Raw genomic sequence first — 21,083 nt, 5'->3', positions numbered from 1 at the left:
GGAGGCCCGGCGGGCGACGAAGGCGACGGCCGTCCTCGTCACCCACGACCAGGCCGAGGCGCTGTCGATGGCCGACGAGGTGGCGGTGATGCGCGAGGGACAGGTCGTCCAGCTCGACCGGCCGCGGGTGGTCTACGACACACCGTCCGACACCCGCGTGGCGCGCTTCGTCGGCGAGGCGGTCCTGCTGGCCGCCCGGATCAGCGGCGGGCAGGCCGACTGCGCACTCGGTCGGATAGCCCTCGGCGCACCCGGCACCGAGGGATCGGCCACGGTCGGTCGCGGGTACTCATCCGGCCGGAGCAGATCCACCTGCACGACACGGCCGCCGAGGTCGGGGTGGAGGCGCAGGTCACCGGTATCAGCTACTTCGGCCATGACGCGGCGGTCCGGCTCCGGATCGGGACGGACGACACCGACGACACCGACGACACCGACGACACCGCCGTCACCGCCCGCGTCCTGGGACGGCTCGCGCCGGCGCCTGGGACCCGGGTACGCCTCACCGTCTCGGGTACGGCGATCGCGTACCCGGTGGACGACCTCGACGCTTCGGCGTGACTCAGCGGTCCAGCAGCCCGCCGAGCGCGGCGTCGAGCTGATCGAGCCGGGCGGCGATCCAGGGCAGCCGCACCGGGTCCGGACACTCCAGTGCCGTCTCGCGCCGGTCGCCGTCGCCGTCGCCGTAGAGCATGCTCGTCGCGATCCGGAGGGTCAGCCGCTCGGGAAGCTCGCCGAACGCTGACCCGGGCAGCGTCGCGACGTCGAACCTTTCCAGCAGCAGGTGCGCGAGGTCCGCGCCGGTGCGCACCGACCAGCGGTCGGCGAGACGGTCGGCGTACGGCGTGAAGTCGGGATACAGGTAGAACGCCGCCGTCGGACGGTGCACCTTCGCTCCGGCCCGCTCGAACCGGTCGGCGACGGACCTGGCGACCGCGGCGTGCAGGCGCCGGCTGACGTCAATCCGGGCGGTGAGCACCGCGGGTTCGGTGAACGCCCACACCGCTGCCTGCTGGACCGGGTTGGCCGGGCTCGACCAGACCTCGCTGGCGATGCTGGCGACCTCCGCGCCGAGTCGCTCGCCGAGCGGTCCGACCGGCATCCGCGCGACGCCGATCCGCCAACCACCCAGGGCGAGGCTCTTGCTCAGGCCGGTGGTGACGACGGTCCGTTCGGGCAGGACCTCGGCCGGGCTGAGGAAGGGCGTGGCCGGGTCGTGCACCAGGTCGCGGTAGATCTCGTCGGACACCACCAGCAGGTCGTGCCGCCGGGCGACCTCGCACACCGCCCGCACGACCTCCGCGCCCTGTCCCTCCGGAGTCGGGACGTGGTGGACCGCCCGATCCAGCAGCCGCGCCTGTGCGGCGTAGCTCACCCAGCTCGGCCGCGGCAGCGCGACCGCTCCCGGATTCGCCCGCAGGACGGCGTACAGGAGAGGTTTGCTCCCCGGACCGGCCACCACCTTCTCCGCCTCGGTCGGCAACCGCCTCCTGGTCCAGTAGCCCGCGGCCGCCTCACGCAGTGCCGGCAGTCCGGCGACCGGACCGTAGGCACCCGACGGCGCGGCGCTGACCAGCGCGGCCACCAGCTCCGGATGCACCGGCAGCCCGGCCTCGCCGAAACCGAGCGGGAGGACGTCGCGTCCGGCCGCGACCTTCGCCGCCGTCAGCTGGTTGATGGCGAGCGTCGCCGAGATCGGCATCGGACCACTCCTTCGCGTCGGGTTCACGTCGGCTTCGTCGAGGCGCTGTCCGGCTGCCTACTCACTCCCCGCGCGGTCCTCGGCGAGCAGCCGGCAGTTCGTGAAGCTCATGCAACCGCACGCGAGACAGTCCGCGACGGCCTGACGCAGCTCCCGCACCGTCTCCACGAGTCGGTCGAGCTCGGGCAGCTTGCGCGCCGCGAACTCGCGCCACTGCCGGGTCGCACCAGGCCCGGCGTCGGCGCCGTCGAGCAGCTCCCGGATCTCGGCCAGGCTGAATCCGGCCCGCTGCGCCATCTTGATCAACGCGAGCCGGCGGACGGTGGTGGCGGGATAGACGCGCCTCCCGGCCGAGCGCGCGGCGGTGGGAAGCAGGCCGATGCGCTCGTAGTAGCGCAACGCCGACGGGCGCATCCGGGCTCGCCGAGCGACCTCACCGATGTCGAGCGTCCGCATGTGCCTCGCTCCCCCATTGACTTGAAGTGCGCTTCAACCGCGAGTCTGGCGAGGCGACGTACCGCTCGACAACCCACCGGAGGACCCAGCATGACCGCCGCGACGCTGCCCGGACTGGCCGACCTCGCCGCCGAACGACGCGCGCACGTCCAGAAGCGACTGGAGACCGACGTCATCGCCTGGCTCACGACCGTACGGCCAAGCGGCCAGCCCGACAGCGTGCCCGTCTGGTACCTGTGGGCCGACGCGCACATCCTCGTCTACAGCCGGCCGAACACACCGAAGCTGCGCAACCTCGCGACCAATCCACGGGCGACGGTGGCGCTGGACGACACCAGGGCGGGGTTCGACGTCGTCCGGGTGGAGGGTGAGGCGCGCCACGTCCCGACACACCCTGCCCTGGACGCGCTGCCCGACTACGTGGCGAAGTACGCCGACCTCATGCGCCGGATCGGGTACGGCTCACCGGGGGACTTCGCGGAGGACTTCAGCGAGGCGATCGTCGTCACGCCGACCAGGCTGCGGGCCTGACCCAGGACGCGTCTCAGACGTAGCGCTGGTGCAGTTCGTCGATGCTGATCCGGCCGGCCAGGTCGTCGGCGGTGAGGAGGTTCAGGCGGACCCGCTCGGCGTCCCGCATCCCGACGAGGGCCACGTCGACCAGCGGGTTGGACAGGACGAACTGGATCAGTGCCGCGGCGTAGTCGAAGGTGTTGTCGGGGTTGACCTGCTGGATCCAGCGTTGGAAGGTCCCCGACGTCGTCGTCCGCATCGTCATCGTCCCGAGACCGTGCTTCTCGGCCTCGAAGAGGCTGCCGAACGGTCGGTTCGGGTCGTAGGGGTGCTGGTAGAGGACGTTGTAGCAGAGCTGGATCGAGTCGAACACGCCGCTGCGGAGGAGCCGGTAGACGGAGTCGTTGTTGTCCTCGGTGGTGAAGCCGACGTGGCGGACCAGCCCCTCCTCCTTCAGGGCCAGGAGTTGCTCCGCCATGCCGTCCGGGCCGAGGATCTGGTCGGTCTGTCCGGTCGTGTAGGAGTCGCCGTGGATCTGCAGGAGGTCCAGGCTCGGGCGTTGCAGGCGGGACAGGCTGGCCTCCAGCGACGCGCGGACGTCGTGGGCGGCGCCCAGCCCCACCTTCGTGGAGAGGAACAGCGGGTGGCCGCCACTTTCCGTCACCCCGCGCAGCGCCTCGCCGAGCACCTCCTCGCTGGCGCCGGCGCCGTAGCCGGGTGCCGTGTCGTAGAGGTTGATGCCTCCCTCGAGGGCGACCTCGATCGCCTCGAACATCCGTGTCCGGTCCCGGGCGTCGTACGCGTCGAACGCCTCGACGTAGTTGGTCAGGCCGAGCGTCGCCCCGCCGAAACCGATCCGGCTGACCGTCGCGCCCGTCCGTCCGAGCACGGTGTACTCCATCGCTCCTCGCTTTCCACCCAGTGAGCCGGCACACCCGAACCAGGGGCGACCAGCACCGATGAACCACGGCCAGCCAACCCCACCCGCCCGGTCCGGCCCGCCCCCGTGTCCGCTTGCGGTCCCCGAAGGTGTGCCATTCTGGTCGCCGACGGAACGGAGGAACCCGGTGCGAGTCCGGGGCGGTCCCGCCACTGTCACCAGGAAGCGACCTCTCGAACCCTGGCCACGGCCGCGCACGCGGTTGGAAGGCCGAGCGGAAGCGACGATCTGGGAGCCAGGACACTCCGCCGTCGAATCGGCCATCCAGGGCGAGGACTCCTGTGGAGAGGAATGTGGCTGCCATGCCGGACCGTCACTGGTTCGTGCCCGCACGGACGTGGGCGCGTGACCATGCCTGACCCGACTGACCCGACTGACCCGACTGACCCGACTGACCCGACGCCCGGGTCGAGGCTCGACGAGACTCTCGCGGCCATCCGGCCACTCTCCGCCACCGCCGTCGCGCGGGCGCGGGAGCGGCAGGACGCACTGGCGAAGCCACGTGGCGCGCTCGGCGTCCTCGAGGACCTCGGGGTACGACTCGCCGGCCTCGCGGGCACCTGCCCGCCGCCGCTGCCCGAACCCGCGGGACTCGCCGTCTTCGCCGGTGACCACGGGGTGCACGGCCAGCAGGTCTCCCCCTGGCCGCAGGAGATCACCGCGGCGATGATCGCGGTGTTCCTCTCCGGTGGCGCCACCGTCAACGCGTTCGCCCGCCAGGTCGGCGCCCGGATCCGGGTGGTCGACGTCGGTGTGGCCGCGGACCTTCCGCCGGCGCCCGGACTGCTGGCCCGCAAGGTGCGTCGCGGTACGCGCGACCTCAGTACCGGACCCGCGATGACCCGCGAGGAAGCGATCCGGGCGGTCGAGGTCGGTATCGAGGTCGCGGACGGCCTGGTCGCCGAGGGCTGCCGCTGCCTGCTCACCGGTGACATGGGCATCGCCAACACCACGCCCGCCGCGGCGCTGATCGCGGCTTTCACCGGCGCCAGCGCGGAGCAGGCCACCGGACGCGGCACCGGCATCGACGACGGCACCTGGACGCGCAAGGTCGAGGTCGTACGCCGAGCGCTCGAACTCCATCGCCCGGACCCGGCTGACCCGCTCGGCGTCCTGGCGGCGGTCGGCGGCCTCGAGCATGCCGCGACGGTCGGGTTCCTGCTCGCCGCGGCCGCCCATCGCGTCCCGGTCGTGCTCGACGGGGTCATCGCGGGGTCGGCCGCGCTCGTGGCCGCGGCGCTCGCACCAGACGCGACCAGCGCGTTCGTGGCCGGCCACCTCTCCGCCGAGCCGGGTGCCCGGCTCGCGCTGTCCCACCTCGACCTGCGTCCGGTCCTCGACCTCGATCTACGGCTCGGCGAGGGGACCGGCGCGCTACTCGCGCTGCCGATCCTCACCGCGGCGGCCCGGGCGCTCCGCGAGGTCGCGACCCTCGAGGAGTTGCGGGGCGCCTCCACCGGCGCGGGTCGACCCCGTCGGATCCTCGTCCTCGGCGGTGCCCGCTCGGGCAAGTCCAGCACCGCCGAAGCGATGGCCGGTACGTCCGGGCCGGTGACCTATGTCGCGACCGGGCCGAAGCCTTCGGCGGACGACCCCGAGTGGGCCGAGCGGGTCCGGCTGCACCGCGAGCGCCGGCCGGCGTCCTGGACGACCGTCGAGACCCACGACCTGGTCGCCCTGCTCAAGGCCGAGGCGGCCGAGCCGCTGTTGGTCGACTGCCTGTCGACCTGGCTGGCCGCGACGATGGACGCCCGCGGGCTGTTCGCTCCCGAGGCGGAGACCGACGGGGAGGCCGCGGCGAAGGCGGACGCGGCCATCCGCGCCGAGGTCGACGCGCTGGAGGAGGCCTGGCGGGCGACCGACCGGACCGTGATCGCGGTCAGTAACGAGGTGGGCAGCGGCGTGGTGCCGGCGACCCGGTCCGGCCGGCTCTTCCGCGACCACCTCGGCGTCCTCAACACCCGGATCGCCGCGGCCGCCGACGAGGTGTGGCTGTTGACCGCCGGCATCCCGCAGCGGTTGCGGTGAGGCGCGTCGACGAACGCGGTCCGGGGTCGGGGTTCGTGGTCGCGTTCACGATGTTCACCGCACTGCCCATCCCGGGTGCTGGCGACCTGCGTATCGACCGGACCGTCTGCGGCCGGGCGGTGCTCTGGCTGCCGTTCGTCGGCGTCGTCCTCGGTGGACTCGCCGCACTCCCCCTGCTCGCCGCCGCGACGCTGCGGACCGGGACGACCGGGGCCCTGCTGGGATCGGCCCTCGCGGTGGCGGCACTCGCCGCCGCGACCCGAGGCCTTCATCTCGACGGTCTCGCCGACACGGTCGACGGGCTGGGCAGCTCGGCACCGCGGGAGCAGGCACTGGCGATCATGCGCAAGCCCGACATCGGGCCCTTCGGGGTGGTGACCCTGGTCCTGACGCTGGTGGTGAAGGTCGCCGCACTCACGGCCGTGACCGGATCCGCCCTGTGGAGGGGCGTGCTCGCGCTGGTGCTGGCCGAGTCGGTGGGCCGGCTGGGTGTCGTCCTCGCGGCCGGCCGGCGCGTTCCGTCGGCCCGGCCGGGTGGGTTCGGGGCGCTCGTCGCCGGGACGACGGGCGTGCGGTCCCGGGTCCTGCTCACCCTCGCGGTCGCCGTCCTCGGCGCCCTTCCGCTCGTGTGGTCGCGGCCTGGTACCGCCCTGGGTCTGGTCGGAGCGGGCCTGGTCGGGTTCGCGGTGGCGGTCGCCTGGCGGCGCCACGTCGTACGCCGGCTCGGCGGTGTCACCGGGGACGTCTTCGGTTCGGTGGTGGAGCTCACCTCCGTCGCCGTCCTGCTCACCGCGGCGCTGGCGGCCTGAGCCACCATGGCCCTGACCCGCGCCGGCTCCCCCGGCTCGCTCGGCTCCGGCCGCCCTGTCGGTGTACGGCCGAGGGCGCTGGTTGCCCTGGCGCTCACCTCGCTGATCGGGATCGTGGCGTTCGGCTGGCCCTTCGTCGTCAGCGGGTCGAGCGCCCTGGGCGAACACTCCCACGACGCGCCGTACCTGTTCGTCGTCCTGCTCCCCCTCGTCATCGGTGTGGTGTACGCCGAGCTCAGCGACGGCGGGATGGACGTGAAGGCGGTGGCGATGCTCGGCGTGCTCGCCGCGGTCGGCGCCGGCCTGTCCGCCCTCAGCCCCGGCATCGGCGGCTTCGACCCGGCGTTCTTCCTGCTCGTCCTCGCGGGCCGGGTCTTCGGGCCAGGCTTCGGCTTCGCCCTGGGCGGCGTGATCCTGGTCGCCAGCGCCCTGCTGACCGGCGGGGTCGGGCCCTGGATGCCGTTCCAGATGCTCGGGATGGCCTGGGTCGGCCTGCTCGCCGGGGTGCTGCCGCGGGCGACGGGACGCGTGGAGCGCGTGCTGCTCGCGGGGTTCGTCACGCTGGCCGGCTTCGGGTACGGCGCCCTGCTCAACCTGTGGTTCTGGCCCGTCGCGACGTTCCTGCCGCCGGGGTCGTCGTTCACGCCGGGCGCGTCGTTCCTCACCAACCTCGGCCACTACGCCGTCTTCTACGTCACCACCTCACTCGGCTGGGACGCCGCCCGCGCCGTGCTCAACGGCGTCCTCGTGCTCCTCCTCGGGCGCCCCGTCCTGCTGGCCCTGCGCCGGGCCGCCCGACGAGCGGCGTTCAGCGGGTGACCTTCTCGTCCCAGTCGATCCGGTAGCGCTGGACCGGCCCGAACGTGCGTTCCGGCTTGAGGAAGGTCCGGGTCGCGACCGGCATCAGCAGGCTCATCATCGCCTTGGCCACCGGCCCCAGGCCCTTGCTGCTGTTGACCCTCGCGGCCGCCGCGGCGACCTTCTCCACTCTCGGCCGACGCAGCCGCTCGTACGCCGTGAAGGCCGCCGGAACGTCGGCGATGTCGCGCAGGCACCGGGCCAACTGGATCGCGCTCTCGGTGGCGAGCGAGGCTCCCTGGCCAGAGCTGGGCGAGGGCGCGTGGACCGAGTCGCCGACCAGCACCATCCGGCCGCGGTGCCACCGCCGTACGGTCGGCAGCATCTCCACGGTGCCGAGGACGACGAGTTCGTCGGGGCGGGTGTGGCGTACCAGGTCGGCACCGGGTAGGTCGTCGGCGTAGACCTCCCGCAGCTTCGCGTGCCAGTCGGCCGCGGGAACCGCGCGGGCCTGCGCGACCGACATCGGGTGCGGATGCGGAAGGTTGCTGTACCAGGCGGTGCGACCGTCGGGCTGCAGCCAGTAGCCGAGGAACGCCCGCCGGCCGAAGACGAAGTACGTCGCGTCGGGCTCACCCGGCGCGGCGATGTCCGCGGTGGCGCCGATGTTCAGCAGGGGAACGTGACGGGGCGGCGGGGCGCCCGGATCGATAAGCGTGCGCACGGTGGAGCGGATGCCGTCGGCGCCGACCAGAATGTCGCCGTGCGCCGTGGAGCCGTCGGCGAAGCGCGCGGTGATGCCCGTGGACGTGTCGTCGACACCCACCAGCCGCCTACCGTGCTCGATCCGGATCCCGGCCTCGACGGCGTGGTCGTGGAGGATCCGGTAGAGCTCCGGACGCGACATCGCCCGGCTCGGCGGCAGCCCTGTGAGTCCGGAGAACTCCGCCATCCGGCGCCCCCGCCCGTCGGCCATCACCGTGCGGACCATCGGCAGGCCGACCTCGCGGACCGCCTTGTCCGCACCGATGATCCGCAGCGAGTCGAGTCCGTTCGGCGCGACCTGGAGCGTGCCGCCGATCCCGTCCGCGCTGCTCGCGTACGCCTCGTAGACGGTCGCCTCGATGCCCGCCTTGCGTAGTGCCAATGCCGTCACCGGCCCGGCGATGCCGCCCCCGATGACAAGTGCTGTCCTGACCGCGTTCATGTCTGACTCCCGAAAGTCTCCTGCCAGGCCCGGATGTAGTCCGGCTGTTCCAGCGACTCGACGAGCTTCGTGACGAAACGGGCCTCCGCTTCCAACATCGCGAGGCGGTACTCCTCCTCGATGAGGAAGACCCAGGCCAGACCGGCGTCGGTGGCGGAGCGCATCACGGTGGTGGTCTCCTCGATCTCACCGGCGAGGACCGCGAGCCGCCGGGTGAGCAACGCGACCGCCTCCGCGGGCGCGAGCACGCTCAGCAGCGACAGGGCGACCCCGAACTGCGGGTATTCGCGCCGCGGCTCCGCGACCAGTTCACCCAGCCAGTCGTACAGCTCGCGCCGGCCCTCGTCGGTGAGGGCGTAGACCGTGCGCTCCGGCCGTTGCGTGTCGCGCAGGGTCTCCTGCGCGGCGACGTAGCCGGCCTTGCGCAGTTGCTCCACCACCATGTACAGCGATCCCCGGTTGTACTTGATGGTGCGGTCCTTGCCGCTCTCCTGCAGGCGCCGCCCCAGCTCGTACGGGTGCATGGGGCCGACCAGCAACCAGGCCAGCACCGCGAGTCCGAGTGGGTTGGTCACCTTGCGCCGCTTCTCCACGAAATCCTCATCTCATAGTCAGGATCAACTATCCTGTTGCAACTAGCCAGAGTCAACTAGCTGAGGTCAACTAGCCAGCATCAACTAGAGCGCCATCCTGCCTCGTCGCTCTTGGCCATGCCGAGGCGACCCACGGCGACTACGCTGCTGCGGATAGCGCTTACCAAGCACCGGAACGACGTTCGTGAGGTGAGGTCGTGAGCAACTCTTCTCTTCCCCGGCGTTCGGTCCTCGGCGCGGCCGCGGGCGGTGTCGCCGCTGCCGCCCTGTCGTCGGCCGCCCTTCCCTCCGCGGCCGAAGCCGCCGGACCCGACGCCTCGGACGGCGCCGCGGGCAGGTGGCGGCTGCGATGGGCACCCGAGCCGGCCCGCGACGGGCTGGCGGCGTTCGAGACGCTCGAGGACGACCGGGCCGACTCCCATCCGGAGGCGGCGCCGCACATCTTCGTCGAGCAGAACAACTTCCGGTGGAACATGCACCTGGTCGACCGCGACACCTCGACCGACCGGCAGCGCCAGGAGGTCACCGGCATGCGGACTCCCGCCGGCGGGCCCCAGCTGGAGTGGCGGCTCGGCGAGAGCTGGCGGGTGACGTACGCGATGTACATCCCCAGCACGCTGCGGGCCACCACGACCTTCACCCACATCATGCAGACGAAGATGCCGGGGCTCGGTACCGGACCGATCACCGTGACCTCGCTGCGCCGGGTCGAGGGCCGCCAGACGATCGAGCACAAGATCTTCGAGCCGGATCTCCTGGTCGGACGGACCGACCTGGAACCCCTGCAGGACAGCTGGATCGACATCGACTACCGGATCCGGATCGGCGAGGGTACCGACGGCGGCGTCCGCTGGATCATCCGAAGCGACGGCCGGACCGTCCTGGACGCCGGCCTCGACGGGGTCGACACGTTCCTCGGCGACCGGGTGCGACCCAAGTGGGGCATCTACCGTTCTCTCGGCGACACCTCGGGGTCCCTGCGAGACTGCTACCTGCTCATCCGCCGGATGCGCGGCTACCAACTGGTCCAGGCACCCGAGGCGACGCCCACCCTCTGACCAGCCGGCCGGCCTGGTCACCAGGCGATGTCGTCGCAGCACACCACGAGTTCGTCCTGACAGCGATCTGTGCGGGGTCTCTCAGCCGGGCGGGTCATTATTTCCTGGCCGCCGACCCTGGCGGTGAAAGCCATGAGCGAGTAAAAGGAATGACCCATCGCGCCTGACCGCATAGATTGCCGCGAGGACGCGGCCCGCCGTCGACGGCTCGTGCCCTCGACCGTCTCCTCCCGACCAACCCCAGGAAGGCCCGCGTGCTGATCCGACTCCTGCGCGCGCACCTGCGGCCCTACACCGGGACCATCCTCCTGGTCGTGGTGCTGCAGCTCGTGCAGACCCTCGCCACCTTGTATCTCCCGACCCTGAACGCCGACATCATCGACAACGGAGTCGTCCAGGGTGACACCGGCTACATCATGCGCACCGGCGGCTTCATGCTGGCGGTGACGCTCCTGCAGATCCTGTGCTCGGCCGCCGCCGTCTACTTCGGCGCCCGGACCGCCATGGCTCTCGGCCGGGACGTACGCGCCGCGATCTTCGCCAGGGTGCAGGAGTTCTCCGTACGTGAGGTCGGCCGCTTCGGTGCGCCCTCGCTGATCACCCGCACCACCAACGACGTCCAGCAGGTGCAGATGCTGGTGCTGTTGACCTTCACTCTGATGGTGTCGGCCCCCATCATGTGTGTGGGCGGCGTCATCATGGCGCTGAACCAGGACGTGCCGCTGTCGGCGCTGCTCCTCGTCGTCGTGCCGGTGCTCATCGTGTCCGTCGCTTTGATCATCCGGCAGATGCACCCACTGTTCCGCTCCATGCAGGGACGCATCGACACCGTCAACCGGGTGATGCGCGAGCAGATCACCGGCATCCGGGTGATCCGCGCCTTCGTCCGGGACCGCCACGAGCAGCAGCGCTTCGCCGGCGCCAACACCGAGCTGATGGGTGTCTCCCTCGGCGTCGGCAAGCTGATGGCGCTGATGTTCCCCATCGTCATGGTGGTGATGAACCTCTCCAGCGTCGCCGTCATGTGGTTCGGCGCGCACCGGATCGACAGCGGCTCGATGCAGATCGGCGCCCTGACGGCGTTCCTCAGCTACCTCATGCAGATCCTGATGTCGGTCATGATGGCCACCTTCATGTTCGTGATGGTGCCGCGCGCCGCGGTGTGTGCCGAGCGCATCGAGGAGGTGCTCGACACCGAGTCCAGCGTCCGGCTCTCCCCGTCGCCGGTCCGGGAGCTGCGCGGGCACGGTCAGCTGGAGCTCCGCCAGGTCGACTTCCGCTATCCCGGTGCCGAGGAGCTCGTCCTCTCCGGTGTCGACCTGGTCGCCCGACCGGGTGAGACGACCGCGATCATCGGGAGCACCGGCAGTGGCAAGACCACCTTGCTGAACCTCATTCCTCGGCTCTTCGACGCCGACGGCGGCACTGTGCTGGTCGACGGGGTGGACGTCCGCGACCTCGACCCGGCGGTCCTCGCCCGGACCGTCGGCCTGGTACCGCAGAAGCCGTACCTCTTCTCCGGAACCGTCGCCTCCAACCTGCGCTACGGCAACCCGGACGCGACCGACGAGGACCTCTGGCGCGCGCTGGAGATCGCCCAGGCCCGCGACTTCGTGGAGGACATGGCCGAGCAGCTCGAGGCGCCGATCGGCCAGGGCGGCAGCAACGTCTCCGGTGGCCAGCGCCAGCGGCTCGCCATCGCCCGGCTCCTGGTCGCGCGGCCCGAGGTCTACCTTTTCGACGACTCCTTCTCCGCCCTCGACTACGCGACGGACGCCGCGCTGCGGGCCGCGCTCCGTGAGGAGACCGGTGACGCGACGGTCGTCATCGTCGCCCAGCGGGTGTCGACGATCCGCAACGCCGACCGGATCATCGTCCTCGACGAGGGCAAGGTCGTCGGGACCGGCACCCACGCGGAGCTGATGGAGAACAACCAGACCTACCGGGAGATCGTGCTCTCCCAGCTCACCGAGCAGGAGGCCGCATGAGTTTCCTGAGTCAACCCCTATGTCGCGAGAGGCTTATCCGCGGGCGTGTTGATCTTCCTGTTGGCCTGGTGGGTGGCGGGGTCGTAGCAGGTGCCGTCGCGCCAGCAGGCCCACATCACCCGCAGCCAGGTGCGGGCCAGGATGCGGATCGCGTGGGGGTGTCGCTTCTTGCGGGCTCTGGCGTCGTTGTAGATCTTCGCTGCCCAGGTACTGCCGTGGCGGCTGTTGTCGGCGAAGGTGGTCAGCGCGACGCGGGCTCGGCGGTTCGTCGCGAAGCGGAAGGCGACCGTGCGGGACTTGCCCGAGGCGCGGGTGACGGGGACGACACCGGCCTCGGCGATGAGCTGTTCGCAGGTCTGAGCGCGTTCCAGGATCGGGCCGATCTCCCCGATGACCTGCCCGAGGCTGACCTTGCCGATGCGCGGCATGGTGGCGAACAGCGGCGCGTAGGGGTGGGCTTCGGTGGCCTCGGCGATGGCCTTGTCCAGTGTGCGGATGGTTCCGCGGATGCCCTGCACGAGCTGGACCTGAACGCGGACCAGCTGCCCGGTTATCGCCTCGCTGAGACGCGAGGCCGCCTTCGGCGTGGCGCGCAGACGTTCGATCAGGACGCTTCCGGGCTTCTTGCCGGAGTAGCCGCGGCGCTTGCACCAGGCTTCCAGGCGCCCCGCGGTGAGCCTGGCGGCCGAGGCCGGGGTGGGGTACCGCTCCAGGAAGGCCATGGCGATGTCGCTGTCCAGGCTGGCGAAGACCGTCTTGCCGCCGGGCCAATGCTCGTCCAGCAGCGCGGCGAGCTGGTTGACGGCGGCGACCTTGGCCTCGACGTGGTCGGCCCGCTGACGCGCGAGGGCCTGCAGGTCGAGGGTGGCCTGCTCGGTGGGCTCCAGCCTCGGCAGCAAGTGGCCGTCGGTGCGCAGGTAATCGGCGAGCTTCATGCTGTCGCCGGCATCTGTCTTGGCCTTCGAAGCGCCCCAGCGCGCCCGCATCGCGTGGAAGGCGTTCGGGTGGACCGGCACGACCGGGTGCCCGGCGGCCAGCAGCCGGTCGACGGCCAGGCCCCGGGTGGTCTCAATGGCCACGGGCAGGCCGGCCGGGTTGCCGTGCTTGCGCAGTCGGGCCAGGGTCTTGGCGAACCCTTCCTCGGTGTGGGCCGGTTCCCACCGGTCGATGCGCTTGCCGGTGTCGTCCATGACGGTCACGTCATGGGTTTCGCTCGCCCAATCCCATCCGATGAACACCTGCGTCGTACTCCAAGGCGGTTCGAGGAGCACCTGCCCGGTGGTGAGGTCGTCTGCCGGGAGCTCATTAATCGGCCCTCTGCGGGGCGTGTCCCTGAAGCCGATCAGACGACCTCGGCCCGGCGGGGCTGGCGGAACTCATGCTGGCCGTCGAACAGCTCGCATTACTGGCCATGCACCCACCGGGACCGAGAGGTCACAACCCTACCCGTGAGGGCTGCAGAAGGGATGGTCCTCTAATGAGCATGAAGGAACGCCAGTCGGGCGATCCGACGCGGCCCGGGCCGGCCGGACCACCGGCGCAGGCGGCCACGAACGGCGAGCGCCCCGGTCCCGGTGGTGCCGACGCCGCTCCAGGTGGTCAGAAGGCTCCGTCCGGCCCGCCGCGGCGCGGTCTCGGGCCGACCGGAGGCGCGGGTCCCTTCCGTGGTGGCGGAATGTCCACCGAGAAGGCGATGGACTTCCGTGGCTCCAGCCGCCGGCTCCTCGCGATGATGCGTCCCGAACGCGCGATCGCACTCGGCGTCCTGGCGCTCGGCATCCTCAGTGCCGGGCTCTCGGTGCTCGGCCCGAAGATCCTCGGCCACGCCACCAACCTCATCTTCGCCGGCATCGTCGGTCGGCAACTCCCGGCCGGCACCAGCAAGGAGCAGGCGGTCGAGGGTCTGCGGGCGCGCGGCGAGGACAAGCTCGCCGACATGCTCTCCTCGATGGACGTCGTACCCGGCCAGGGCATCGACTTCCACCAGGTCGGCATGGTCCTGCTCGGCGTGTTGGCGATCTTCGTCGTCGCGTCCTTCTTCGCCCTCGGCCAGGGCCGGATGACGACGACCGTCGTCCAGCGGATGGCCTACCGGCTGCGCGAGGAGGCCGAGACCAAGCTCTCCCGGTTGCCGCTCAGCTACTTCGACAAGCAGCCGCGCGGTGAGCTCCTGTCCAGGACCACGAACGACATCGACAACATCGCCCAGACCCTGCAGCAGGCGCTCAGCCAGATCGTCACCTCGCTGCTCACCATCATCGGTGTCCTCGCGATGATGGTCTGGATCTCGCCGCTGCTCGCGCTCGTCGCGCTGGTGACCGTGCCCGTCTCGGTCGTCGTGGTCGCGATCATCGGCAAGCGGGCACAGCCGCAGTTCATCAAGCAGTGGGCGACGACCGGCAAGCTCAACGCCCACATCGAGGAGATGTACACCGGCCACGCGCTGGTCAAGGTGTTCGGGCGGCAGAAGGAGGCCGCGCAGACCTTCGCCGAGCACAACGACGCGTTGTACGCCTCGAGCTTCCGGGCGCAGTTCATCTCCGGTCTGATCCAGCCGGCGATGTTCTTCATCGGGAACCTCAACTACGTCCTGGTCGCCGTCCTCGGCGGGTTGCGGGTGGCGTCCGGCACGATGTCCCTCGGTGACGTCCAGGCGTTCATCCAGTACTCCCGGCAGTTCAGCCAACCCATCACGCAGGTCGCCTCGATGGCCAACCTGCTGCAGTCCGGAGTCGCCTCCGCCGAGCGCGTCTTCGACCTGCTCGACGCCGAGGAGCAGGAGCCCGATCCGGCCTCGCCGTCGCACCCGCGGCAGGTGACCGGGCGGGTGGCGTTCGAGAACGTCTCCTTCCGCTACGACCCGGAGAAGCCGCTCATCGAGGACCTCTCGCTGACCGTCCAACCCGGGCACACCGTCGCCATCGTCGGACCCACCGGCGCCGGCAAGACCACACTGGTCAACCTGCTGATGCGTTTCTACGAGGTCAGCGGCGGGCGGATCACCCTGGACGGCGTGGACATCGCGGAGATGTCGCGCGACGACCTGCGCGGGCGGATCGGGATGGTCCTGCAGGACACCTGGTTGTTCGGAGGGACGATCGCCGAGAACATCGCGTACGGCGTCGACAACGTCTCGCACGACCGGATCGTGGCGGCGGCCCAGGCCACCCACGCCGACCGCTTCATCCGCACCCTGCCGGACGGTTACGAGACGGTGATGGACGAGGAGGGCTCGAACGTCAGCGCCGGCGAGAAGCAGCTGATCACGATCGCCCGGGCGTTCCTGACCGAGCCGTCGATCCTGGTGCTCGACGAGGCGACCAGCTCGGTCGACACCCGCACCGAGGTGCTCATCCAGCACGCCATGACGTCGCTGCGGGCCGGCCGCACCAGCTTCGTCATCGCCCACCGGCTCTCGACGATCCGGGACGCGGACGTGATCCTCGTGATGGAGTCCGGCCAGATCGTCGAACAGGGCACGCACGAGAACCTGCTGGCCAGCGGCGGGGCCTACGCCCGGTTGTACGCCGCGCAGTTCGCCCAGGCGCTCGCCGAAGTGGACTGATCGCCGACCGCGGCGACTGACCGGCGACCCACCGCGTGGGTCCGGCGCACCGTCCTGGTGCGACCGGACCCACGCGGAGGTCGTCCGGCTCCTCCGAGTCCTGCCCCTGCCTGCCGCCCCCCTGCGGACCGGGACCCCCTGGCGGACCAGAACGCCGGTCGGCACCGTGGATGGACCAGCCACCTCATCGGGAGGACGACCATGCGCCCGCTGCGCACCGCGCGTCTCGAGCTGGTCCCCCTGGACCCCGACCGCGACGCCGAGAGCCTCCACGCGATGCTCGCCGACCCGGCGACGTACGAGTTCGACGTGGACGAGGGGCCGACGCGGGACGTCGCCGAGACCCGCGAGCGGCTCCACCAGGTGCTCACCGGGAACGGCGGCTGGACGTGGGTGCTTCGGCTGCGGCCGTACGACGCGGCGATCGGGACGATCGGGCTGTTCTTCGACCAGGGCACCACCATCCGCGGGCTGAGCTGGTCGATGCGGCCCGACCACTGGGGCCGCGGCCTCATGGGCGAGGCCGCCCCGGTCGTCGTGGACCACCTCCTCGCCCAGCCCGGGATCGACGGAGTGGAGGCGTGGATCGACAGCCGCAACACCCGCTCACTCGGCGTCGCCCGCCGGGCGCGACTGGACGAGGCGGGACGCCTCCCCCGCGGGTACGCCGACCGCACCGCCCAGAACGTCGTCATGGCCCGGGCCGCCGTCCCTCGCGACCCCGACGTGCTCGGTGTCCGCGCGGTGCTGCCGGTCCGGGACGTCCCGGCGACGGCGGCGCTGCTGGTGGAGATCCTGGGCCTGCACCAGGTCCTCGCGCTGGGCGAACCACCGCGGTTCGTCCAGCTGGCACTGACGCGCTGGTCCGGAGCGCCCGGGCTGGAGGTCGTCCAGGCCGACGGAACCCTCTCCCCCACCCGCATCAGCGTCGAGGTCGGCTCGCCGGCCGACCACGCGCACGCCCGTGCCGTACGGGCCGGGCTGGGCGTGGTCACGCCGCTCACCGACCAGCCGTGGTACCGGCGGGACTTCACCTTCGAGCTGCCCGACGGGCACCAGGTGGGCGTCGCCGGGCCGCTGCGCCCGTCCGAGACCAAGGGCGGGGCCGACTGACCGTCTGGCCGAATGGCCAACTACTGACGGGCGGCCTGTCGACGGCGCCTAGCCGAGGTCGCCGAGCCCGTCCACCCCCGTGGCCGTGGCGCCCGCCCGGAGCAGCTCGCGGGCGATCTCCCGGTGGCCCGAGCCGAGTGCGAGGGCGAGGGCCGTACGGTCGCCGTAGGCCGGGTGGTAGCCCCGCCCGTCCGGGTCGACGCCGTGTGCGAGCAGCAGCCGTACCCGCTCCTCCATCCCGTGCGCGGCCGCCCACCGCAGCTGCTCCTCGACCATCCCCGTCGGGGACGGGTAGGTGTGGCCCAGCCGGGCTCGCCACGGGCTGTCGACGTCCGTACCGAGCCCGAACTGGAAGAGCAGCTCGAGGTGGTCGTTCGCGGGAGCGAACATCCGGTTGTACAGAGTCTGGTTGTCGTTGGGATCGGCCCCGGCCGCCAGCAAGACCCGGGCGAGCTCCAGGCTGTCCTCGTGGGGCGCCTGCCACTGCTCCCCGCCGCCGAACGCCCCGGCCAGCGCGGTGAACGGTGAGGTCAGGCCACGCCAGAGGTAGCCGGCGTTCGGATCCGCTCCGGCCTCGAGCAGCACGACGGCCGCCGCCACCGATCCGCCACCGGTCGCCCGCGCGGCGAACCGGGAGTAACACAGGTAGAGCAGCGGTTCCCAGTCGAAGGGCCCACCGGTACGCCGTGCCGCCTCCGGATCTCGGTGCAGGAGTTCTCGCAGACCCACGACGTCACCGACCGCCGCCAGGGTGTGGGCACCGACCTTCGCGATCTCCGGGCGCGCCGCGAGCAGCCGCCCGCCGTGTGCGGCCCGCTCCGGGGTGTCCTTGGTGTAGGACAGCGTGACGAGGTTGAGGAAGTGGTCGGCGAGCGCCTCGGGGTCGCCGGACCGCGACTCCGGAAGGTCGTCCACGGGTTCGGGCCAGCGGGAGTAGGTGGCGACGACGTCGAGGTGGCCACGCAACCTGGCCCAGCTGGCGAAGCCGTAACTGCGCGCGATGACGACCTGGGCTTCGGTGAGGCTGCAACCGTCGCCGCCGGCCTCGGCCCGGGCGGGAGCGTCGGCGTCTCGGGGAAAGAACTCCGCCAGCATCGCGGTCGCGACCGGATCGCCGGCTCGGACGCCGCGCTGAAGAGACTTCGCCTGGTTCTTCAGATGCTCGAGGCTGGGGTTGTCAGGGAGGGGACGAGTAGGCACGAGGCCTCCTTCTCTCACGCCCGGTGTCCGCGTGCTCGGGCCGAAAAGGAGGAGTGTCGGCCACCAGTGGAATCTCGGATGGGCTCTGCCCTTTCCGCGGACCGGAGGCGCCCCGAAGCGCACTCACACCGTATATCGCCGCGGCCCACCGGCCAAGCGTGCGTCCCGACGCGCCCGACCAGCCCGTACGCGGGCTCACCGGTCAGCTCTCGGCCACCACGTCCTCCCCTGCCAGCCGGGCGGCGAGCTCGGCGTTGCGTTGGGCGAACGCCGTCCAGGCCGGTGGTGTGCCGGCGAGATGTCGGCGCGCCGTGGCCTCCCCACAGCGGCGCTGACGCCAGTCCTGCAACCGGCCGTCGCGGATCTCGAACTTCACCAGGAGGCCATCGGACCAGCCGTGGACATCGAGGTTCTCGGCCCGCGCCGAGGTGACCTTCTGCTCACTCACCACCCACGCGACCGCCTCGATCTCGGCCTGCAGCTTGCCCGCGAACTCGAACGCGAGTTCCCGCGCCGCGGCGTCTCGACGGCGGGCCAGCGACTCGCCGAAGCTCGTGACGGCGAGCTGGTCCCGGTCCAGGACCGCCGCCACAGCGGCGAGCAGGGACTCACGGTCCCCCGGGTCGACACCGGCCAGCCGCGCGAGCTCACGACCGGTCCCGCGCAGACCGTCGTTCGCGTAGGCGACCGGCAGCATGCGGTGCAGCGCGGACGCCGCCAACCTGACCTTGACGCCGCCGAGGTACGGACCGAAGTGTCGTACGCCGGTTCGCTCCGCCACGGTGTGGACGACCCGCAGACCGGCCGAGCCGACTCTCGCGTCCAGACGCAGATAGACCGGAACCTCCGCTCCGCCAGGAGTGCGGTTCCAGTACGGCAGGCGGCGCTCGAGCAGGTTGCGTTCGAGCCAGGCCGCTTCGTGGACCGAGTCGCAGGCGACCGCCTCGACGGCGGCGATACGCCGCACCATCGTCGCGAGATGCCGACGATCACGCAGGTCACCACCGTAGGAGGCGACCCGGCGCCGAAGGTTGGTCGCCCGGCCGATGTAGAGAACCCGCCCGCGCTCGTCCCGGAACCGGTAGACGCCCGGACCGGTCGGAAGCGGAGCGGCGAGAAGTCGAGGGCCGGTCGACGCGGGCGTCAGCACCGAGCCAGGCTAGTCCTCAAATAAGCGAGTCGGCTCGATGGCGGTGGCCGAAGGCGATTTGATCATGTCGGCTGTCGTGTCGGGCATGTCGGTGGGACGTCTGAGGGTGTCGGTGGGACGTCTGAGGGTGTCGGTGGGGGGTCGGAGTGGCCTGGTCGGGGGCTGTGTGGGGGTGTTCGGCGCCGGTTTTTGGTGTCTGGGCAGGCGTGGTCGCCGCCGGTGGTGGTCGGCGGTGTGAGGCGCTGTCGGGCCGGGGGTGGGGGTTGGGGTGGGTCAGCCGAAGCGGGTTCGTTCGGTGGTGTTCCAGGCGGTGAAGAGCCGGTCCAGGGCGGGGTTGTAGCCGATGAGTCGGATGGTGATGGCGCGGGCTCGGCGGGTCACCATGGCGGGGATGAGGATGATGGTGTTGAAGAAGCGCCGGAATTCCATGCGGATGTAGTCGCGGCGGTCAGCTTTGCGGTGCATCATCATCGCGAACCAGGACTTGATGTTCCAGGCGAGCGCGGCGATGACCATGTAGGCCCAGTTGGAGACCAGGTCGTGCAGCTGCACCCGCAGTGCGCCGACGCCGGACTTGAGGCTTGCGATGATGTTCTCCTGGTCGCAGCGCTGGTTGGCGCAGGCCACGACCTGTTCGGCGCTCAGGTCGGTGCGGGTGGTGATGTAGAAGAAGTAGCGGACCTCATCGATGAGCACCTGCTCACCGCGGCTGCGGCTGATGTTCTTGCGCAGCGCGACCACCCGGTAGGAGCGGTCGCACTTGCCGGGCTGGTAGTCAAAGCAGGCGACGTCTTCGTAGTTGAGCTCCAGGTTGAGGTAGCCGCGTTCGGCCACGATGGCCTGCTTGTGGTTGTCCCGGCGAGCCCGGATCTGGCCGGCGGCGTTCTGGCCGGCGGCGTTCTGGCCGGCGGCGTTCTGGCCGGTGGCGTTCTGGGCGGTGGCGTTCTGGGCGGTGGCGTCTCGATGCAGCCGGGTCCAGCAGGTCTCGGCCAGCGCCTCGGCGCGGGTTCGTAGCGCGTGGTTGTTGTCCATGCCGAAGACGAAGTCGACCCGGGCCGCCCAGCGGTCGAAGTGGGCGGTCAGGGAGAAGTCGGTGTCACCGCGCAGACACACCCGTGGTGCGTGCGGTTGCACGAGGTCGATGGCCTTGTCGATCCAGGTCGCCGCGTCCTGGTGGCTGGGGGCGTTGCCGGGCCGGTTGACCAGGTAGAGCACTTCCTTGGTGTTGGCCAGCGACACGATCAGCGGCGCATACCCCCAGATCCGGTTGTAGGACATGTCCATGCCGGCCTTACGGCGCCCGGAGGTGGGGACGATCGTGCCATCGGCGTCGATGTAGGCGAGTGGGCCGAGCAGATCGCCTCCCCGACCCGCCCACAACTGTGGGCGGACCGCGTTGATCGCTTCCATCAACTCCACCACATCGGTCTCGGCGAAGCGGCGGCAGAAGTCCCCGGCCGTGGTGGGGTCTGGGATCAGGTCCGCGCCTAAGGCGTTCATGTAGGCGGTGTCGTGCCGGAGTCGTTCGATGTCTTCCAGGCGGGTGCCGCCACACATCACGTTGTAGGTCAGGTTCAGCACATGGTCGGACTCGTGGTAGGGCAGGTGCACCTTCAACAGGTGCAGACCCTCGTTGATCTGGTCAACCAGGCCCAGCTTGGTCACCAGCCGGTGCACCGCGGCGATCCCGCCGAAACAAGTCGCGTCGAGGTTCCCGCCGACCTCATAGGACACAGTCCCCGAGCCCAGCATCGGGGACGGCTGTTCGCCCCAGTGCCCCGCCAACCCGTGACGCGCCGCAACCCGGCGTCGTCGACGCGCCGCGTTCCGCCGACTCTGAACATGCGATATCTTCTTCACCACAAAGGCCTTTTCTTGCCGGACTGCGTTGTGAGCGCTAACCCAGCAAGATAAGGCCTTTGCCTATGAAAACGGCCATCCAGCCCAGCCGACACGCTTGGTC

General features: G+C 70.9%; 18 protein-coding genes and 1 riboswitch. Of the genes, 9 read left to right on the top strand and 9 right to left on the bottom strand.

What is annotated here, in order from left to right:
• Positions 1 to 339 precede the first annotated feature (339 nt).
• Positions 340 to 561, top strand: coding sequence for a hypothetical protein (locus HEB94_RS54650; RefSeq protein ID WP_420481596.1), 222 nt, complete (start codon positions 340 to 342; stop codon positions 559 to 561).
• A 1-nt stretch (position 562) separates the two neighbouring features.
• On the opposite strand, the gene HEB94_RS20900 is transcribed toward HEB94_RS54650, so the two are convergent.
• Positions 563 to 1,702 (bottom strand): pyridoxal phosphate-dependent aminotransferase, encoded by a 1,140-nt coding sequence (locus HEB94_RS20900; RefSeq protein ID WP_192751462.1) that lies wholly within the window; start codon positions 1,700 to 1,702, stop codon positions 563 to 565.
• Positions 1,703 to 1,759: 57 nt separating this feature from the next.
• The gene (locus HEB94_RS20895) at positions 1,760 to 2,158 is read right to left on the bottom strand and encodes a MerR family transcriptional regulator (RefSeq protein ID WP_192751461.1); all 399 of its coding nucleotides are present in this window, start codon (positions 2,156 to 2,158) and stop codon (positions 1,760 to 1,762) included.
• Between the two features lie 90 nt (positions 2,159 to 2,248).
• Here HEB94_RS20895 and HEB94_RS20890 point away from each other — a divergent pair, with 90 nt between their 5' ends.
• Positions 2,249 to 2,689 carry a TIGR03667 family PPOX class F420-dependent oxidoreductase gene (locus HEB94_RS20890; RefSeq protein WP_192751460.1) on the top strand — a complete coding sequence of 147 codons (441 nt, stop codon included), beginning with the start codon at positions 2,249 to 2,251 and terminating at the stop codon, positions 2,687 to 2,689.
• Between the two features lie 13 nt (positions 2,690 to 2,702).
• Here the strand turns inward: HEB94_RS20890 and HEB94_RS20885 are convergent, their stop codons facing one another.
• Positions 2,703 to 3,572 carry an aldo/keto reductase gene (locus HEB94_RS20885; RefSeq protein ID WP_192751459.1) on the bottom strand — a complete coding sequence of 290 codons (870 nt, stop codon included), beginning with the start codon at positions 3,570 to 3,572 and terminating at the stop codon, positions 2,703 to 2,705.
• A gap of 109 nt (positions 3,573 to 3,681) precedes the next feature.
• Positions 3,682 to 3,878: riboswitch (cobalamin riboswitch) on the top strand.
• An 84-nt stretch (positions 3,879 to 3,962) separates the two neighbouring features.
• Here HEB94_RS20885 and cobT point away from each other — a divergent pair.
• From cobT to HEB94_RS20870, 3 genes are read left to right on the top strand one after another with little or no spacing between them, the layout of a single operon-like run.
• Complete coding sequence (gene cobT / locus HEB94_RS49405) at positions 3,963 to 5,639, top strand: nicotinate-nucleotide--dimethylbenzimidazole phosphoribosyltransferase (RefSeq protein WP_238361585.1); 1,677 nt, start codon at positions 3,963 to 3,965, stop codon at positions 5,637 to 5,639.
• Entirely contained in the window at positions 5,636 to 6,448 is an 813-nt protein-coding gene (locus tag HEB94_RS20875) for an adenosylcobinamide-GDP ribazoletransferase (RefSeq protein ID WP_202896463.1), read from the top strand. Before cobT ends, HEB94_RS20875 begins: the two co-directional genes overlap by 4 nt.
• A gap of 6 nt (positions 6,449 to 6,454) precedes the next feature.
• Complete coding sequence (locus HEB94_RS20870; protein WP_192751457.1) at positions 6,455 to 7,267, top strand: ECF transporter S component; 813 nt, start codon at positions 6,455 to 6,457, stop codon at positions 7,265 to 7,267.
• On the opposite strand, the gene HEB94_RS20865 is transcribed toward HEB94_RS20870, so the two are convergent.
• Both HEB94_RS20865 and HEB94_RS20860 read right to left on the bottom strand, forming a co-directional pair.
• Positions 7,257 to 8,453, bottom strand: coding sequence for an FAD-dependent monooxygenase (locus HEB94_RS20865; RefSeq protein ID WP_192751456.1), 1,197 nt, complete (start codon positions 8,451 to 8,453; stop codon positions 7,257 to 7,259). The two genes, HEB94_RS20870 and HEB94_RS20865, sit on opposite strands and share 11 nt — an antisense overlap.
• Complete coding sequence (locus tag HEB94_RS20860) at positions 8,450 to 9,046, bottom strand: helix-turn-helix transcriptional regulator (protein WP_192751455.1); 597 nt, start codon at positions 9,044 to 9,046, stop codon at positions 8,450 to 8,452. Before HEB94_RS20860 ends, HEB94_RS20865 begins: the two co-directional genes overlap by 4 nt.
• Before the next feature lie 197 nt (positions 9,047 to 9,243).
• Here HEB94_RS20860 and HEB94_RS20855 point away from each other — a divergent pair, with 197 nt between their 5' ends.
• Together HEB94_RS20855 and HEB94_RS20850 are read left to right on the top strand one after the other, a co-directional pair.
• Complete coding sequence (locus HEB94_RS20855) at positions 9,244 to 10,104, top strand: Tat pathway signal sequence domain protein (RefSeq protein WP_192751454.1); 861 nt, start codon at positions 9,244 to 9,246, stop codon at positions 10,102 to 10,104.
• Positions 10,105 to 10,358: 254 nt separating this feature from the next.
• Positions 10,359 to 12,092, top strand: coding sequence for an ABC transporter transmembrane domain-containing protein (locus HEB94_RS20850; RefSeq protein ID WP_192751453.1), 1,734 nt, complete (start codon positions 10,359 to 10,361; stop codon positions 12,090 to 12,092).
• Positions 12,093 to 12,109: 17 nt separating this feature from the next.
• Here the strand turns inward: HEB94_RS20850 and HEB94_RS20845 are convergent, their stop codons facing one another.
• A complete protein-coding gene (locus HEB94_RS20845; protein ID WP_337917869.1) occupies positions 12,110 to 13,363 on the bottom strand; it encodes an IS110 family RNA-guided transposase in 1,254 nt (417 codons plus the stop codon).
• Between the two features lie 404 nt (positions 13,364 to 13,767).
• On the opposite strand from HEB94_RS20845, the gene HEB94_RS20840 reads away from it, so the two are divergent.
• Positions 13,768 to 15,657, top strand: a complete 1,890-nt coding sequence (locus tag HEB94_RS20840; RefSeq protein ID WP_192751452.1) for an ABC transporter ATP-binding protein — start codon at positions 13,768 to 13,770, stop codon at positions 15,655 to 15,657.
• A gap of 201 nt (positions 15,658 to 15,858) precedes the next feature.
• Positions 15,859 to 16,770 carry a GNAT family N-acetyltransferase gene (locus tag HEB94_RS20835; RefSeq protein WP_192751451.1) on the top strand — a complete coding sequence of 304 codons (912 nt, stop codon included), beginning with the start codon at positions 15,859 to 15,861 and terminating at the stop codon, positions 16,768 to 16,770.
• Positions 16,771 to 16,818: 48 nt separating this feature from the next.
• Here the strand turns inward: HEB94_RS20835 and HEB94_RS53650 are convergent, their stop codons facing one another.
• The 3 genes from HEB94_RS53650 to HEB94_RS20820 all read right to left on the bottom strand — a co-directional run bounded on the left by HEB94_RS53650 (position 16,819) and on the right by HEB94_RS20820 (position 20,971).
• Positions 16,819 to 17,970, bottom strand: coding sequence for an ankyrin repeat domain-containing protein (locus tag HEB94_RS53650; RefSeq protein ID WP_192751450.1), 1,152 nt, complete (start codon positions 17,968 to 17,970; stop codon positions 16,819 to 16,821).
• A 202-nt stretch (positions 17,971 to 18,172) separates the two neighbouring features.
• A complete protein-coding gene (locus HEB94_RS20825; RefSeq protein ID WP_192751449.1) occupies positions 18,173 to 19,120 on the bottom strand; it encodes a GIY-YIG nuclease family protein in 948 nt (315 codons plus the stop codon).
• A gap of 273 nt (positions 19,121 to 19,393) precedes the next feature.
• On the bottom strand, positions 19,394 to 20,971 hold the full coding sequence (locus HEB94_RS20820; protein WP_420481595.1) for an IS1380 family transposase: 1,578 nt from the start codon (positions 20,969 to 20,971) through the stop codon (positions 19,394 to 19,396).
• Between the last annotated feature and the right edge of the window lie 112 nt (positions 20,972 to 21,083).

This window comes from Actinopolymorpha pittospori, from assembly GCF_014873875.1.
Lineage (GTDB): Bacteria > Actinomycetota > Actinomycetes > Propionibacteriales > Actinopolymorphaceae > Actinopolymorpha > Actinopolymorpha pittospori.
Note: the sequence above shows the minus strand (reverse complement) of the source record. Positions and strands in the feature narration are given on the sequence as shown.